The organism is Bacteroides salyersiae, assembly GCF_031172035.1.
Taxonomy (GTDB): Bacteria; Bacteroidota; Bacteroidia; order Bacteroidales; family Bacteroidaceae; genus Bacteroides; species Bacteroides salyersiae.
Genome location: NZ_CP133452.1, coordinates 2860372 through 2876744, shown reverse-complemented (window position 1 = coordinate 2876744; position 16373 = coordinate 2860372). Strand labels below are relative to the sequence as shown.

Below are 16373 nucleotides of genomic sequence, written 5' to 3'. Positions count from 1 at the left end.
ATGACGAAGACCGAAGCGTTCGATAAATTTCTCAATAATATCAAAGTTGACAATCCAGATATTTTCTGCGGTCGCTACAAAGAAATAACCAAGAAATTGAACAAAACATTTAGAGACACGGACTCTGAAACTGCCAACTGTCTTCAGGTTGGTTCATATGGACGATATACCGGAATTAAAGGTATTTCCGACCTTGATATGTTGTATATTATGCCTAAATCAACATGGGATACATACAAAGATACTCCCAGTGAACTACTACGCAAGACAAGAGACGCTTTGCTAGATAGATATCCTCAAACTACAATCAAAGTAGATCGGCTGGTTGTGGATGTATTCTTCGGTAATTTCACGTTCGAGGTACAACCTGTTTATGAAGAAAGAGATGGGGAAGAAATTAACTATAAATATCCCGACACTAAGACATGCACATACAAAATTACGAAACCTCGACAAGAACAAAATGAGATGATTAACTTTAAGCAGAATCATGGAGAAGCGCATCGGCATCTCTGTAAAATGCTTAGAGCATGGAAGAACAATGTTGGTGTAGGTATGGGTGGATTGCTAATAGATACGCTAACACATCGTTTTTTGTCTAATCATTCTGAATATGACAACGCTAACAAATCTCAATATGGAGAGATGTGTAGGGATTTTTTTGAGTATCTAAAGGATGAGCCTAAGCATACCCATTATCAAGCATTAGGAAGCGATCAAGATGTGAAGGTAAAACACCCATTTAGATCCAAAGCTAAAATTGCATATAAAAAAGCCAATGAAGCTATTAAAGAGAATGACGAATCTAAACGTCATGATATATGGCGTGAAATTTTTGGACGTCAATTTCCTAAATCAGTATCAAGTGTAGTTGAAAATAAAATGTTTTCTTCTGATAATCCCTCTGATCATGAAGAGTTCATTGAAGATAAATACCCTATAGATGTTAAATACGATTTGAAACTTGATTGTATCATTATGCGCGATGGATTTAGGGAACACCTTCTGAGTGAACTATTATTAAAAGGCCAACGAATTTCTAGAGTCCGAAGCTTAGATTTCACTATCAAGACCGATGCTCCGTTACCATATGAAGTAAAATGGAAAGCTAGGAATGTAGGAACAGAAGCCATAAAAAGAAACTGCCTAAGAGGAGAAATAATAGACTCAAATAGGAAAAATAATGTGCGACATGAGAGTGCAGATTTCTTTGGTCCACACTATATGGAAGCGTATATAATAAAAAATGGTATTGTCGTTGCCCGAGATAGAATTGAAGTACCAATACAATAATACATACGTATGAACAGTGAGTTACTCATAAAAATTGCCCAAAAGGGTTATAATGTTGCCTATGGTGCCAATATAAATTTTGCCACTTACGATATCGTCAAGAAAATACCAGGATACGTTAGTTTTTTATCAATCATTGTAGGTATTCTGGGATTGGTCTACCCTCCCTTTGCTGAAAAATATGTATCGGTATTCATACTGATTCTTGGTATTGCAAGTGTCTATATCGAACGCTTTACTCCTAATATTGATAGTTATAGCAATAGAGGCATTGCCAATACTGATCAACTCAACAAGTTGAAAAACCTCTATTTTGAAGTAAAAAGAATGTCTGATAGTGCGGACTTTTCCACAATAGAAACTCGTTATACAGCGATAGAGGATGAATTTAATGCTAGTTCACAACCAGACCAAATTGTGTTCGCCAATTGGCTCGCACATTATAAGATGTTTTGCGAAAAGGATATGAGCTGGATGGACGAGCAACTACATTTCCATTGGTGGAAAGACAAAATACCAATGACCGCACATATAGTGATATATATATTGTTGCTGTCAATATTTGTGTATTACTGTGTAAAAATTCCAGTATTAAACGAATTCTTCTGCAAAATCTTTTATCTACAATAAAAATGGCTACATTACAGCTGTTCAGCAATCGGTAGCTAATAAGAATATCTTCAAATGAAACCATACAAAAATCTTGTGCCAAATGATTGAAGTGTTAATATATCACCGTAAAAATAGATGGCTGAACTGTGCAATAATACATAGATTCTGTTATCTATTTTTTGTACTCCATTGATTCCCTAATAATCTGTAGAGTTTCTTTTTTGTACTCCTTACGGTCATATTCCATACCTCTGCACATCCAACAACTACACGGTGTCCCGGTAGTCTTGTAAACTTGTGCACATTTCTCTTTGGCCAACTCAAACCAATGAGGATGTTCATAATGACTTCCATCCTCACGGATGATACAATGCCCGTAAGCAGCATAAAGAATCATGCGAGCCTTAAATATACGTGCCATTTGTTGGCGTCTCCAAAATTTGTTTCTTTTGTCCATCGTCTCTTTCTATTAAAGTTAGGATGAACAATGATGTTACTTTTGAAAGACCTAATGTATCCATAATATTGTATATTTATCGTTTTGTAGCATTTGTGTAAAGCCTCGCTATTCGCCCTCTCAACAATTCGCTATACTTTTCTTTCAAATCAGCATTTAGGAAAGAGTTTTGAATAACAGTCTCGAACCTGGGCAATAGTTTGATATACTTGTTTATCAGTCGTTCTACAATCACATTCTCTATACCCAAAGTAGCTGCCGATTTGATAAAATCCTCTCTTTGAAGCTTTTTCTTACGCCCGTTCAAGGTCAATGCCAGTTCTTCATCATCCTTTGGATTGATGATAGCCGCATTTAGCAAATCGTAAGCAGGGGTTAAACGTATCTTATCCGCAGTCTCATACAATGAAAAGTTTTTCAAGTGCATATCGTTATTTCCTGTCAGCCAAGAAAAAAGCACCAACTCTAAAAAATTGGTAACATCCATTTTAGGCATAGACGAATATTTCAAAACCGCCTTCCCGATACGCTCATAACTGCTCTTGTATTTATGCTCCGTTTGCCTTTCCGTCAATTGGCACATATCTTCCATCGCAATCTTCCCTCCGGCAGGAGTCCTGTCAATCCGACGAGTAAGATAGCATAGAGTATCATCTGCCATCCGCATCAGCGTGTGAGGAACGACCTCGATACGTGCCACCTCTGCAAGGTGCATGGTTAAATCCTCGACCTCCGGCATCATTTCATATTGCGAGGCCTGAGGTTTACAGATATAACCACCCCAAAGCCCGACAATGGTCAATCGTTTGCTGCCCTCATGCTCATTCAAATGCAAGGATAGCTTCGGCTGAACGCCAGTCAAGGAAGTTTGGTCTTGAATAATCTGCAAAGCAAGCTGGTCTAATTGCTCCGTCGTATAATCAAGAACAGGCAATGTTGTTGTTCCGAAGAACTTCTTTATGCAAGCCGTGTGCATATCCTTTTCTCCCTTTAGTAGCGGACGATAACAATACAGACAATTACACATGGTTCACCTCCTTTTCTTCCATTGGAATAATGCTTACTGCTCCGATACAATCCTTACAGCATGTCAGCAACAACGACATCCGGTCAAGAATACTGATGTCTGTATTCCGCAATGCAACATCCAGCAGCCATCCTTCAGGTATCAAACCGTCGAAGAACGGAAACAGCACAGAACTTGTATATGTTTCTTCTTGTAAAGGCAATGTCAGACTGACAGCCTTTGCCGTTTCCGAAGAGAGATATTCCGGCAAATAACGGAACTCATATCCTGCATCGTTTTCAGTCAGAATCCCCGCCAATTGGTCTTTGTAAAATATATGAGCTTGCCTCATTGATTATCAGTTTTAGAAGTTGCAACCATTTCATAATTGAAGAAGTCAAGAAGCTGATTCACCTTATCAAGACGCAGCGTTTCCTTTCCCTGTTCGAGGTCTCGCACAAAGCGCAATCCTACCCCCGACTTCAACGAAAGTTCTTCTTGCGTCAGGTTATACTGCTTTCGCAACATCTTGACCGTAGTAGAGAGATTATTCATAAGCATCCTACTTTATACCTTTTCGGGTACAAAGTTAATATAAATATCTCACATTATACCACAAAGGGTATAATTTATTTTATTATCAGCATTATTATATCAGATAAGGTATAATATAGTAAGATTCAAAACCACAAATTAAAGTACACAAGCACTGCTCTACACTTTTTCAAGCGAATAATCCAGTTTCGCTACACTTTTTCCAACGAATCAAATATTTCATTGCACTGGACTAATAAAAATTCCACTGCAAACCACAGAAATTCCAAGAAAACCACTACCTTTGTATTCAGCAAGCGTTCTGTAACATCCATGCGGAAATATCCTATCATTCAACATGTTGAATCTGATAGCCAACATTCCACAAAATGGCTAAAAGAAGGCGGTACAACACGTATATGCAAAGCGGTGAAATACAACGATTTGCATTTGTCCCCACATTCTGTGTACTTGTAAAAACAGAGGTTGTACCGATTAAAATGAATGGTCACTGATAATTAGTGATGTAAATATGCTGCATCGGCAAATGATATATCGCAATTAACCGCAACGAATTAGAACCAACTATAATGAAGTCGCTGAATTTCAGCGACTTTTTTTATTTACCCAAAATCCAGTTCATAGCGATTGGATAGTGTTGTTCACCATATTTTTCTACCGTATTTCTACCGCGAAACAAATTGGGGTTTGTCCCCGATGTCACACTGAGGTAGTCAACAACATGTGTTGACAATGGTTTACATAGGTAGACAAAAAGCGAAATTAAAACTATATGGTTTCACTAAAAATATGGAGAAAACAACATGGAAGTAAAAAGAATTTGCCAATGGTGTGGTAAGCCATTCATTGCGAAGAAAACTACCACTAATTATTGTAGCCACCAATGTGCCAGTCAAGGCTACAAACATCGTATGAGAGAACGAAGACTCGAACTTCGTGAGTTACAGGATTTGATAGAAGTCAAAAGTAAACTTGACCATCAAGACTACTTTACTTTTGCACAAGCCGCACAGTTGATGGGCGTTTCTCGCCAATACATTTACAAACTCGTCAAAGAGGATAAGTTGAGAGCTTCAAGAATCAGTGCAAGGATGTCAATCATTCGCAGAGCCGATATTGAACTGATGCTCAAAACCCGCCCCTATGAACGAAGAAGAGTAAAAGATGATCTTGATATAACTGAGTACTACACTGCCGAGCAAATTTCCGAAAAGTACAAAGTATCGCAAAAATGGATTTGGGCATATACAAGAGAGAACAATATCCCCAAAATCCGTATCCGCCAGTTCAACTATTACAGCAAAAAGCACATTGATGCTGCTTTTGCCAAATACAAGACAGATAATGATCTGACTGAATGGTACACTCCCGAAGAGATAGAACAAAAGTATGGGATGAGTCGGGTTGCCATCCGCTCCCATGTCTATCGCAACAACATCCCGTCTAAGAAAGAACACGGTCAGATATTCTACTCGAAGCTACATTTTGACCTATCCAAGCAGACTGCCGAAGATAATGCTTCGGAATACTATACCGTGCAAGAAGCCATGAAGAGATACAATCTCACACGGGATTCTGTCTATGGCATTCTGCAGTTCCACGAAATCAAACGTGAGAAGAAAGGGCGTTTCGTCAGGTTCCTGAAAGTGGAATTTGATCATGTAATGGGCGTCAGAAAATAAGCCTAAGTCTGAATTTAGGCAGACCAGAAAATGATTCTAAAAATGAGCATTGTCTGCGTCAAGTCATTACGGACATTTGCAGCAAATCAAGTATAAACTAATAATAATTGTAACCATGTTAGAATGTAAAACAGTAACATTGAGAACACGTCCTTTGAAAAACGGGATGCTTTCTTACTATCTGGATTATTATCCAGGCTATCGTGACCAGGAAACAATGAAGACCATCCGCCACGAAGGATTGAACATTTATATTTATGCCAATCCCAAGAATGAGCGTGAACGTAACTTCAATGCCACTATGTCGGAAAAGGCAGAAGCCATCCGATGCAGACGCTTTGAATCTATCGTAAATGACAGGTATGATTTCTTTGACAGGCACAAACTCAAAGCGGATTTTCTGGAATACTACCGCAGGCAACTTCGTAAGCATGACCAAAAGTGGGAATTTGTATACCACCATTTCTACAACTTCGTTCATGGCAAATGTACTTTTGAAGAAATTGATATTGACCTTTGTAATAAGTTTCGTGAGTATCTGCTAAATGCCAAGCAACTCAGGCGTGACGGTCACATTTCAAAGAACTCTGCTTCCGGCTATTGGTCAACATTCAGGGGACTTTTGAAAATCCTTTATCGCAATCGGCTAATCAAAACCAATATCAATGACTTTTTGGATAAAATCGAAACAGAAGATACTCCAAAAGATTATCTAAGTGTGGAAGAATTATACAAATTGGCAGAAACACCTTGCAAAAAGCCAATTCTGAAAACAGCGGCATTGTTCTCATGTCTGACCAGTCTTAGAATCAGCGACATACTATCGTTGCAATGGCATGAAATCATTGACTTTGCAGCTGGAGGAAAATGTGTCCATACAATTACCCAAAAGACCAAAACAGAGGACATCATTCCAATCAGTGACGAAGCCCTGCAATTAATCGGCTATTCTCCGGAAAAAACCGGATTAGTATTTAAAGGATTGAAACGAAGTTGGACACAGCAACCCATGAAAGAGTGGATTCGCGAAGCCGGTATTACCAAGAATATCACTTTCCACTCCTACCGAAGAACATACGCAACACTTCAAGGAGCAGCCGGCACAGACATACGTACCATTCAAAGTAACATGGCACATAAAAGTATTACCACGACACAACGGTACATGAAAGTTGTGGACAGCAACAAGCGTGAAGCCAGCAACAGAATCTCTTTAATCCGCAAGTAAGAATTAAAGTCCAAATAATCCCGTCTTTATCGCTCAGAGTATGATATTTTGCATCAAATCATATTCTGAGCATATTTTTTCTTAAATTCTAAACGATTATCCATCGCAAACTGCAACTATTTGGAAATCTGCATATACATTTGTCTTATTGTAAAACTCAAATAGTATCAGTTTATGACGAATAGTATTAAAATCTCTCCTCAAAGAACCAGTTTCATACTTTCAGCAAGTGTCATTCTTTACTGGGCAACAGACTCCTATTTATATCTCAATTGCCATATCAACCTGATGGAATATTCCACTCCAGTTATTCTATATATTACGGCAATGATACTCGCCTGTGGAGTACTTAAGCATTTCTTCTTCCGATTCATTACAAAGAATGAATTGAGTTTGTCTTTTGGCAAGCAAGTAAAACCTCTTCCTGTTGAACTAACTGAACAAATTAAGGAGATTGAACCAGAGTGTCCAAACGCCAAGGACATAAATCCGGTAAATTTAGTTGCAGAAAGTGTTGTAAAACAAGATTATATGGATAATTATGAAGTACGTGTGGCTGAGATTGAACGTAAAAAAGCCGAAAGGCAGGCAGACATTAAGCGTGTCATTCATGAATATACCACATTTGTAATGACTGAATTTCTCTCAAAAGAAAATCTTGAAATTCTGCATGAAAATATAGAGTATTTCGCGCACGGACGACCTGATTTATATAAGCCAATCCGTTCAGTATTGGATAATCTACTCCGTTCTATCGACCTGATGCATTTCGTGTGGAATATCGGAGAGAGATTGAGTATTTCTCTTATAGACAGAGCTACATTCATACATACTATATTTCCACATGAACTAAAAGATGCTTCGATTAAATATCTGTCTAAAAATCTCCGGACATGCGGAGTTTGCAAAATAGCACTTGATATTCCTAAAACCGGAGATTATCACTTCAAATGTATGAAGAACGACTCTGAATCGGACTTAGATTCAACCAATTAGGGTTATTCAACGCAGACCGAAATATTATTGCTTTCTGAGGTTTGTCAGCATTACATCATTGTATTGGTTTGCAGCATGTTTAACAAAAACAATGTTATATCATGCAAAAAAACAAATTAACCTTCAATGACCTACCGGAAGTGGTAGGCGAACTCTGCGAGAGAATCTCAAGTATGGAAAATCTGCTGACAGAAAAACTTCATCAGCAGCATAACGAGGTAAAAAAGGATACCCATGTTCCAATGACCGTTGATGAAGTCTGCGAATATTTAGGTATCTCGAAATCATCCTTTTATTACAAAGCCAAGCATGGTGGTATTCCAATCATCAAACAAGGAAAACACTTGTTTGTCTATCGTGATGAATTGGACAAATGGTTGGAAAGCGGGAGAAAAGGAGACACACCTATAAGCATAGAGGAAGAACACGCCCGAATGCTTGCAGCTACACGTCGCAAAGCCAATCCTAAAAACTGGTGAGTATGGAAACGATAGCACCCAATCAAGATCTTACTCAGGTCGCCACAAAATGGCAAGATACCATGCTCAGTTTGGAAAAGGTGTACGAACAAGAGCCGGAAGTTCTGAAAATAGGCGGAGTGGCTATCGGAACATTGGGAAATTTCAGTGCATCCATTGGCAAGGCAAAAAGTAAAAAGACTTTTAATGTGTCGGCAATGGTGGCAGCTGCTTTGTCCGGAAAGGAAGTTCTTAACTACACAACAGATTTTCCCGATAGAAAGAACCGCATCCTTTATATTGACACCGAACAGAGTCAAAACCACTGCATGATTGTAATGCATCGTATCATGAAACTGGCGGAGTTGCCGACCAATGAGGATTGCGACCGTTTCTATTTTCTCTCTCTACGCAAGTTCAACCCCAAGGAGCGTTTGGCTATCATAGATGATGCAATCAGTCAGATTGAGGGTCTCGGTTTCGTGGTGATTGACGGAATCCGTGACTTGGTTTATGACATTAATTCTCCGAGCGAAGCCACGTGCGTAATATCAAAACTTATGCAATGGACTGACGAATACCAGATTCATCTTCACACCATTCTTCATCAGAACAAAAGTGATGAAAATGCACGAGGGCACATTGGCACGGAAATCAACAACAAAGCGGAAACGATCATTCAAATCGATAAAGACAAAGACGACAGCAACATCAGCAAAGTGGAAAGTGTGCATACCCGTTCAAAGGACTTCCTGCCATTCGCCTTCTGCATCAATGCCCAATCACTTCCCGAACTTCTGTCAGACTATGTGCCGACAAAGAAGAGCGCAGGTCGTCCCAAGCAGGAATCGTTCTCCCCTTATAGGGATATCCACGAAGCCATCCATCGCAAGGCTCTCGAATTGGCTTTTGACGGAAAAGAGACGATTTCGGGATATAAGGCTTTGGAAGAAGAACTGACCACTGCCTACGAACTGGCAGGAACGAAATTTAATCACAACAAGATTGTGGAGATAATTAAGTTTCTCACGAACAAACGGATGGTGGTTCAGGAAAGCCGTGGCATTTATCGGTTCATGCCGGATTACCACTATTGACTCTCCACTTGACTTTATTCTAAAAGCGTGTATTCGGGCATAAATTAAAGTGCAAGATGCAACGACTGTTTTCATGATAAATCACGAAATCGGTCGTTGCCATTTTACTTGCCAATGCTCTTGTGGATATTTATGTTCGGATTGACTGTGGCAATTCATTTGGAATAATTGCATCTATTCTGTCATTTGTGGATATTGATGTCTATACAATAGAATCAATGACAATATAGCAATCTTCATATTGGCATATTAAATGGCACATAGTAATTGAAGAAACTTCTATTTGACTGTTCTACAACGTGAACACCCATTATATTCCGGCATCTTTGCTGGAATAATCCATATTAGAGCATCGACAAAGAAGCATTCAAAATATCAAACCTATTTTCAATTCTATACACACTTTCTCAGTTGGCAGAATGTTCAGATACCATATAGAAGTACAGAATCGGCACTACTGTGGGAGTGAATGTTAAAAAAACACTTAGTTTGCCATATAACAAGCCCGTTATAGAATAAATATCAGTTAAAAATAAGCTTTAGCTGTCGATTAAAGCCATTAACATTTAATATCTTACTCTAAAACATATCCTTTTTAAGCCACGGGCTTGCCCGCTGTACAGACTTTATCTTGTATGGGGAGCCTAATACCCCAAGCGACCAATAGGTCGTTTGAGAGTGCCAAATCTCTCAGCAAGCTGATTGGTGAGAAAAAGGCGTTATTTGAGCCTTTTTTCTTTTCGCCAGCCCTCAGTATGCCTTTCTCTACAAAAACGAAATTTGCACACTTAATTTCTCCTTGGGCTTGCCCATTATACAACCTCTATTGAGTTAGGGAAACTCAATACCCCAAGCGATAAATCGCTCGTGAGAAGTTGCCAATCCCAAACAAGCAGGATATGGCTTTATTGCGATTATAGAATACCTTAACTCTCCACGCAATCATGTTTTGGATGGGCTTGTAATACCTTTGTAGCCTCTGTTTGACAATTACCACAGACAAGCGTATTTCAGTAGTGCTTTTACGAACTCTTTTATGAACCCTACTGGTTCTTTTATGAACTCTTATGTGAACTCTTTTCTTGCCTTTAAGTGGTATCCTGGAGTAACGTCGGCCACCATAAATGCAGATACTATATGATGAACACAGAACTATTGTTCAAATGCTTGCCAATTTAACGACATGAATCTGCCATATTCCAAAGGCGATTTTGCCAACCTCAAAATAACATTATAATTATTCAATATCCAATGCAGGAAGACTATGATCTTCAAATCTATCAAAGCCAGATTGGAAAAGACGATCTTGAATGATCCTGTACTTTTCAAACTCTGATTCAGCAAACTTCTTGGCATATTCAGCAGAAACCTGTCCGTTATCTTGTAATAACGGGCTCCCAAATAAATTAATGAACTTATCTATTCGCTTTGCCCAATCTTCCATTGTCATAGGTATATGACGCATAGCCATACTTTCTGCCATATCAAGGGACGCATTGACTATCCTGCCCATTTCTTCCAATTCTTTTTCTCGCAATTTCTATGTTTTTTGCCATATTTTAAATTATCATTTTCACGATATTCATTCCGATTTGCCATAATTTTCAACGGGTTCTGCCACCATACTATATTCTTCTTCAGTTGTCTCATATGATTTGATTCTTCTATCCTCAAGATAGATATGGTAAAGCGTGTATTCTAAAGCCTCTAAAGTCTGTTGGCGGACTTTCGGTTTCAACTGACATTCCCAAATGGTAATACAATGCCACCCCATCGAAGTTAGCTGTTGCCGTTCCTCTATATCTCTACTCCTATTGCGCTCAATTTTATTCTGCCAAAAGTCGACATTTGTTTTCGGAAGAACATAATATTTGCATCCTTCGTGACCATGCCAAAAGCAGCCATTTACGAAAATAACAGTTCTGTATTTGCGTAAAACCAAATCGGGATGTCCTGGAAGCCGTGGGTGATTCAACCTATACCGAAAGCCACGGCTGAACAAGAACTTTCTCACCAATAATTCCGGCTTTGTATTTTTGCCCTTTATTGCAGACATGCAACGATGACGCTGTTCCTTGGTCAGTTTGTCCATCTTTAAATGAAACCATTATATTCTATCAAAGAATCCTTCGTACTCTTCGTCAATTATCTTCCACTCTCCAGTCTTGCGTCCTCCTACACGGGCAATTTTGTGCAAGTCTTGTAGACGTTTTATATATTTCTGAACCTGACGTGTTGATAGTCCCATTGATACTGCCATTTGAACAGTACTGACTTTAGGGTTCGTAGATATCAGCTTATATATCTGACGACTTGCTTTTATGAACTCTTTTGTGAACTCAACAGGTTCTTTTATGAACTCTTTTGTGAACTCAACAGGCTCTTTTATGAACTCTTTTGTGAACTCAACAGGCTCTTTTACGCGCCCCTTCTTTTGAGATGTATTGTCAGCAGTGGTATTATTACCATCATAATTCAAGTTCCAAAGAGTCACATGAAACTCTGAAGCATCTGAGGTAAATTCAGGAATATGACATTTAGCCAAATGTTGGTATTGCTTATACGCATCCATTATCTTCTTCATTCCACTACCGCGTCTCTCCATAAGTCCCAACCGGTTGAAAAAATCTGCCAACAGCGGATTTCTTCTTTTGGATGGCACCGTAAATGGGTTTAGCTGCTGAATGAATTTGCCATCCAACATACCGCCCGGAGAATAGATTTCCAAACGGTCATCATACATATCAATGTGTATTTCACTACCCATTTGCATATAGTCACGATGAATAATCGCATTTGCTATCGCTTCCGTCACAGCACGTTCCGGATAATCTGGCAGTTCTTCACGATAATCGTCTTCCTTCCACCATTTCTTATGGGAATTGTTTCTGACGAAAGACACAGCATCCTGTAACTGACCTATTACGCAACCCTCCAATTCAACATCATCTATCGCTTCGCCCAAGCCACTTGTCATATCCAAACCATTCCAGCGTGTACAGAATATACGTGACTGCCTGACAGGAGATTCATCTGCCAACAAAGCACCGGCATTTGTAAGTTTACCATCTTCGTCTACAATACCCCAAGACACAAACTCGCTGTCTTCAAATGAACGCTGCAGACGTTTATAATGGACTGACCTGAGCTTTGAAAATGCCATGTCCTTAAAACTTTTATTGGATGGAAGACTGTCGTATGTGCGTCCTGCACCTTTTAAAACAAGAGTCTTCAATTGAATGCGATTTGCCACAACGGATTCGTTCCCAACCCTTACAAATGCCAATCGCTGTTTGTCTCCAATATAGTAATATGGAGTTTCCTGTCCGGGATATACATGCAATAATACAAGGTTCTTTCCTTCCACCTCCTTGAGATCGAGATTGACAACAGGTATTGGATCAAGTTTACTCTTTATCTCCTCACTGATTTTCTCAGCATCGCCTTTAGCATCAGCAAGTCCAACTATTTGGTCATCATCACGAATGCCAAAAATCAAAGTTCCGCCTTCGCCATTTGCAAAAGCAGATACACTTTTAAGCCAACTTTTTGGATGTCTGACTTCGAGCATTTGCTTTTTATCAAAAGCCGTAGCTTCGCCTATCAATGTATATATATTAGTATCCATATCAAATTTACCTATAATTTAAAAGGTCCAATGGTTAATTCTTTTTTGTTTTATGATAAACTATCAGTTTACCTATATCCTTTTTGTCATTTTGATATGACGATATATATTCTGATTTCTTCAGCGCTTCTAATAATTGCCTATTCAAGGCATTGTCTGACAATTTGGCTCTCTTATCCTGATTGCACACTTCGATATAATCACCTCCAACAGAAGTCAGTAAATGTGTTATTACACTATAGTCATTGAGCCCAGCAGAAATCCCATATACAACCAATTCCAACTTTAAGGATTCATTTTTGGAGATATTTATAAGAAGTGATGAGAGTGTATCTGCATTGAATAAAATCCGTCCATTCTCTGCAAGAATCATCAGTCTGTCTTGCCCTACATTCTTTAACTTGTCAATATCCAAGAAATGTCCGGTGAATGATTTTAACAGCTTTCTATAATTATCTATATTCAACATTTTGCTGCCAAACAAAGATACATATAGATCATTTTTATTACTTAAATCATTCGAACATATTTCACCAGACAACTCTGTCACATAGTAATTAATAAATGACATCAGCTCATCACTCATTCCCTCTTTGTGCTCATAATAGAATGACACATTATTCCAAGTTGGCAACAATATCCTGGATTTTACAGCAACAGCATACATCTCCTCATTATCTATTTTCGCAAAATCATCAATATGATTATGTTGACCTGTTAAATATTTGGTTTTAACCTCTGCATCTATATCCGCATTGTTCAAGAGAAACAGCAAAGATTCTGAGCTTTCATCTTGGTATCTATCCTTTAGGCATTGAATTGTAGAAGATATATTGTCCTCAATATAGTCAATGAAAGAATCATTGTTTGTCTCCTTTATACGAGTATAATTAAGATTTTCGACAGATAAAGTTTTGTCTTCGGAATGAAGCCTCATCGCTATAATACATAGATTCTCAAGATTAATTTCGTAACAATCATTCTCGATAACACAATCAAGCAAATCCTCAGAACCATTGCATAAACTGACAAATCGGCTCGCCTTTACCAAAATCAGAGATTTATCCAACGTGATCCCTTCACTATGTTCAACCAAAAAATTATAGTTATCATTAAGCCATTTTTGTTGTATATGTCCCCAACTTGGACAGAACTTTAGATATGCCTCAATGAGATTGTCCCTTTCTGCCGAATTATTCCAACTTACTATGTTATTCCATGAATCTGCGTATTCAATATAGTGCTTAAAAACCACACTTGGTTGCTTGCCTTCAGAATAATACTGGGACAAGAATTGTAACGGGGCTTTATCTCGCTCCAATCGCATCATAACATGTTCAAATTTATCACTTTGGACATTATGCGAGGCAAGATAATCCAGTAAATCAATATTGAGAATGGCATCACTCTCAAACATATAATCCTTTAATTCCTTGACAAAATTCTCAATCTTGTCTATATGGTATTCATAAGGTTGCCTTTCTTCAATTTTCATTGATAACAAAAGTTCCCTATCAGCTTGTGAAACCATACCTTCATAGAAATATGATATATAGTCGTAGTAATCTTCGTCAAGGTAGCCTCTGCGGACAAACACATTCATCATCGGAGTTAGTCCGAGGCTCTTATATTCATTTGTTTCTCCTAATTTGTATTTCTTTATTAGCTCCTTTAATCTCAAAGATTTCGCTTTAATTTTTTCCTGCTGGATACGTCTGTATTCCTTTGAAAAATAAGCAGAGCCATTCTCTAACAGTTGTATACGTGCGGAATAATCAATTTCCTTATCTATTCTCACAAAATCAATCTTTGCAGATTTAGTCCAAGAATATCCTTGCTCATATCGATATGTAATATTTTGTATTTCCAACAGCTTCGAAAATAACAATTCATCAACAGCTATTTGTTCTAAGTCATAGAAATTACCATTTAGATGTATTGACACCATATCTAAAATATATTTCTGTCTGAGATGGAATAAAAATAGCCGCCTCAAATCAATTTTACTTAAATTTGCATCTTGTTTGAAGATTTGTTCTTTTTTAGCTAGGGCATTTTCAGATTCCTCAATAGCTTTTAAAGCAATGGGAGTAAAATTAGATTTACTGCTGATACACTTATAAATCTTTCCCTCTCTTCGATGCAACAAAGCAAAGTCCTGAGGATAATAGTTTTTATAAACTATCATTCCCAATAGTTTAGTCTTATTAAGCTGAAAATCACTTTCCTCACACAATTTATCACGATATTGTTTGTATTCATTTACAATGTTGGTCAGAATACGCATATCCTGAATGAAAAATGCCATTTCAGACAAATCTTCATCACTAATACCATCGTTTCCGCATCCTTTTACCTCAAGTGCAGATTTGAGCTTGTCCTTTGAGTTCGAAGGATTGATTACAGGTATTACCGTTGTAATAAAGTCAAAGAACTTGGTTCTTTCTTCATCTTTAAAAATGTCATCTTTAATAGCATAGATAAAAGTGATATGTCGGCCAACTATCTTGGATTCATTGATAAGCTGATTAAGCTCTCGCAGTTTCAAGAATATACTCGGTGTCCCGAATCTGTCCAAATCTTCAATAATTACGACATTATAATCCGTTACTTGGAAAAAATACAGAATTTCGTCAAGATGTTTGTTAAATATAGAATTATCTTCTATAACTTCAATTTCGCCCTCTTTCAAATTTAACTTATTCAGTTTTGAATTGCTATATGATTTGAACACATAACGGGCAATCACATATAATACAAACAAAAGCCAAGCAGAAGCGGCTAAATCAAAAATTGTATTCCATATGCTACCCCAACTGAAAAAATCATAGATTGAGTCCACTCTTGCGAAATTCGGCTCAAATAAGATGAGAAAACAGACTAATGTCAATACACAACAAAGCGGATATCTTATCAGTTCACGATCCGACAAATGTACAATTTTTCTAAAACGAGAATTTGGTACAGTTCGTGTTTCTTCTCTATAAATGATTTGTTGTAGAATACTATATTCGATTTTGCGGTTAAGATTTTCTATGCGCTTTTCTTTTTCTGCATCTGTTAATTCGGCTGATGTATCCTGTTTTTCATCAGAAGCTATTTGTTCCTCATTAGCTTGCAGAGTTGCCAATGATATAGGCAGAAACTTATGTTCATTGGCAAAATCTTCCATGAGAGTAATGAGCACGGAGCTTTTTCCGGAGCCAAAAGGACCCGTTAGAGCTATGTTTTTTATATGCTCTTTTTCCGCTATAGACAAAGCTTCATTTAATTCAGTAACTGATTTATATGACGCTTCTGATTTATCTATTTTCTTAGGAAGTAGTGTATCAATTGCCATATCCGCCTTTTTTAATCTGTA

At 37.9% G+C, this 16373-nt stretch carries 14 protein-coding genes and 1 pseudogene; 7 read left to right on the top strand and 8 right to left on the bottom strand.

The features are described from left to right. Window positions 1–1293: a nucleotide-binding domain-containing protein gene (locus RB604_RS10460; protein WP_032595617.1), complete on the top strand. Its 1293-nt coding sequence runs from the start codon at window positions 1–3 to the stop codon at window positions 1291–1293. A 9-nt stretch (window positions 1294–1302) separates the two neighbouring features. Beyond that, window positions 1303–1923 carry an SLATT domain-containing protein gene (locus RB604_RS10455; protein WP_121736962.1) on the top strand — a complete coding sequence of 207 codons (621 nt, stop codon included), beginning with the start codon at window positions 1303–1305 and terminating at the stop codon, window positions 1921–1923. A 154-nt stretch (window positions 1924–2077) separates the two neighbouring features. On the opposite strand, the gene RB604_RS10450 is transcribed toward RB604_RS10455, so the two are convergent. The 4 genes from RB604_RS10450 to RB604_RS10435 form a co-directional block, all read right to left on the bottom strand. After that, complete coding sequence (locus RB604_RS10450) at window positions 2078–2362, bottom strand: hypothetical protein (protein WP_121736961.1); 285 nt, start codon at window positions 2360–2362, stop codon at window positions 2078–2080. A 76-nt stretch (window positions 2363–2438) separates the two neighbouring features. Further along, complete coding sequence (locus RB604_RS10445; RefSeq protein ID WP_195380716.1) at window positions 2439–3389, bottom strand: HipA domain-containing protein; 951 nt, start codon at window positions 3387–3389, stop codon at window positions 2439–2441. After that, a complete protein-coding gene (locus tag RB604_RS10440; RefSeq protein ID WP_032595614.1) occupies window positions 3382–3720 on the bottom strand; it encodes a HipA N-terminal domain-containing protein in 339 nt (112 codons plus the stop codon). The genes RB604_RS10445 and RB604_RS10440 overlap by 8 nt, the downstream gene beginning before the upstream one ends. Beyond that, window positions 3717–3923, bottom strand: a complete 207-nt coding sequence (locus RB604_RS10435; RefSeq protein WP_025073813.1) for a helix-turn-helix transcriptional regulator — start codon at window positions 3921–3923, stop codon at window positions 3717–3719. The genes RB604_RS10440 and RB604_RS10435 overlap by 4 nt, the downstream gene beginning before the upstream one ends. Window positions 3924–4726: 803 nt before the next feature. On the opposite strand from RB604_RS10435, the gene RB604_RS10430 reads away from it, so the two are divergent. From RB604_RS10430 to RB604_RS10410, 5 genes are all read left to right on the top strand, one after another. Beyond that, the gene (locus tag RB604_RS10430) at window positions 4727–5605 is read left to right on the top strand and encodes a helix-turn-helix domain-containing protein (protein ID WP_007478339.1); all 879 of its coding nucleotides are present in this window, start codon (window positions 4727–4729) and stop codon (window positions 5603–5605) included. Between the two features lie 115 nt (window positions 5606–5720). Beyond that, the gene (locus RB604_RS10425; RefSeq protein ID WP_005854353.1) at window positions 5721–6833 is read left to right on the top strand and encodes a tyrosine-type recombinase/integrase; all 1113 of its coding nucleotides are present in this window, start codon (window positions 5721–5723) and stop codon (window positions 6831–6833) included. A 174-nt stretch (window positions 6834–7007) separates the two neighbouring features. Next, a complete protein-coding gene (locus tag RB604_RS10420) occupies window positions 7008–7829 on the top strand; it encodes a hypothetical protein (protein WP_005854352.1) in 822 nt (273 codons plus the stop codon). 101 nt (window positions 7830–7930) lie between these two features. Then, window positions 7931–8308, top strand: a complete 378-nt coding sequence (locus tag RB604_RS10415; protein ID WP_007478346.1) for a helix-turn-helix domain-containing protein — start codon at window positions 7931–7933, stop codon at window positions 8306–8308. A gap of 2 nt (window positions 8309–8310) precedes the next feature. Beyond that, a complete protein-coding gene (locus tag RB604_RS10410; RefSeq protein WP_005854350.1) occupies window positions 8311–9384 on the top strand; it encodes an AAA family ATPase in 1074 nt (357 codons plus the stop codon). 1237 nt (window positions 9385–10621) lie between these two features. On the opposite strand, the pseudogene rhuM reads toward RB604_RS10410, so the two are convergent. The 4 genes and pseudogenes from rhuM to RB604_RS10390 all read right to left on the bottom strand — a co-directional run. After that, window positions 10622–10921, bottom strand: a pseudogene (gene rhuM / locus RB604_RS10405) (RhuM family protein); the annotation flags it as partial. A 45-nt stretch (window positions 10922–10966) separates the two neighbouring features. Beyond that, window positions 10967–11476, bottom strand: a complete 510-nt coding sequence (locus tag RB604_RS10400) for a very short patch repair endonuclease (protein ID WP_007478350.1) — start codon at window positions 11474–11476, stop codon at window positions 10967–10969. 15 nt (window positions 11477–11491) lie between these two features. Further along, a complete protein-coding gene (locus tag RB604_RS10395) occupies window positions 11492–13012 on the bottom strand; it encodes an ATP-binding protein (RefSeq protein ID WP_007478352.1) in 1521 nt (506 codons plus the stop codon). A 34-nt stretch (window positions 13013–13046) separates the two neighbouring features. Beyond that, entirely contained in the window at window positions 13047–16352 is a 3306-nt protein-coding gene (locus RB604_RS10390; RefSeq protein WP_007478353.1) for a YobI family P-loop NTPase, read from the bottom strand. Window positions 16353–16373: the final 21 nt, after the last annotated feature.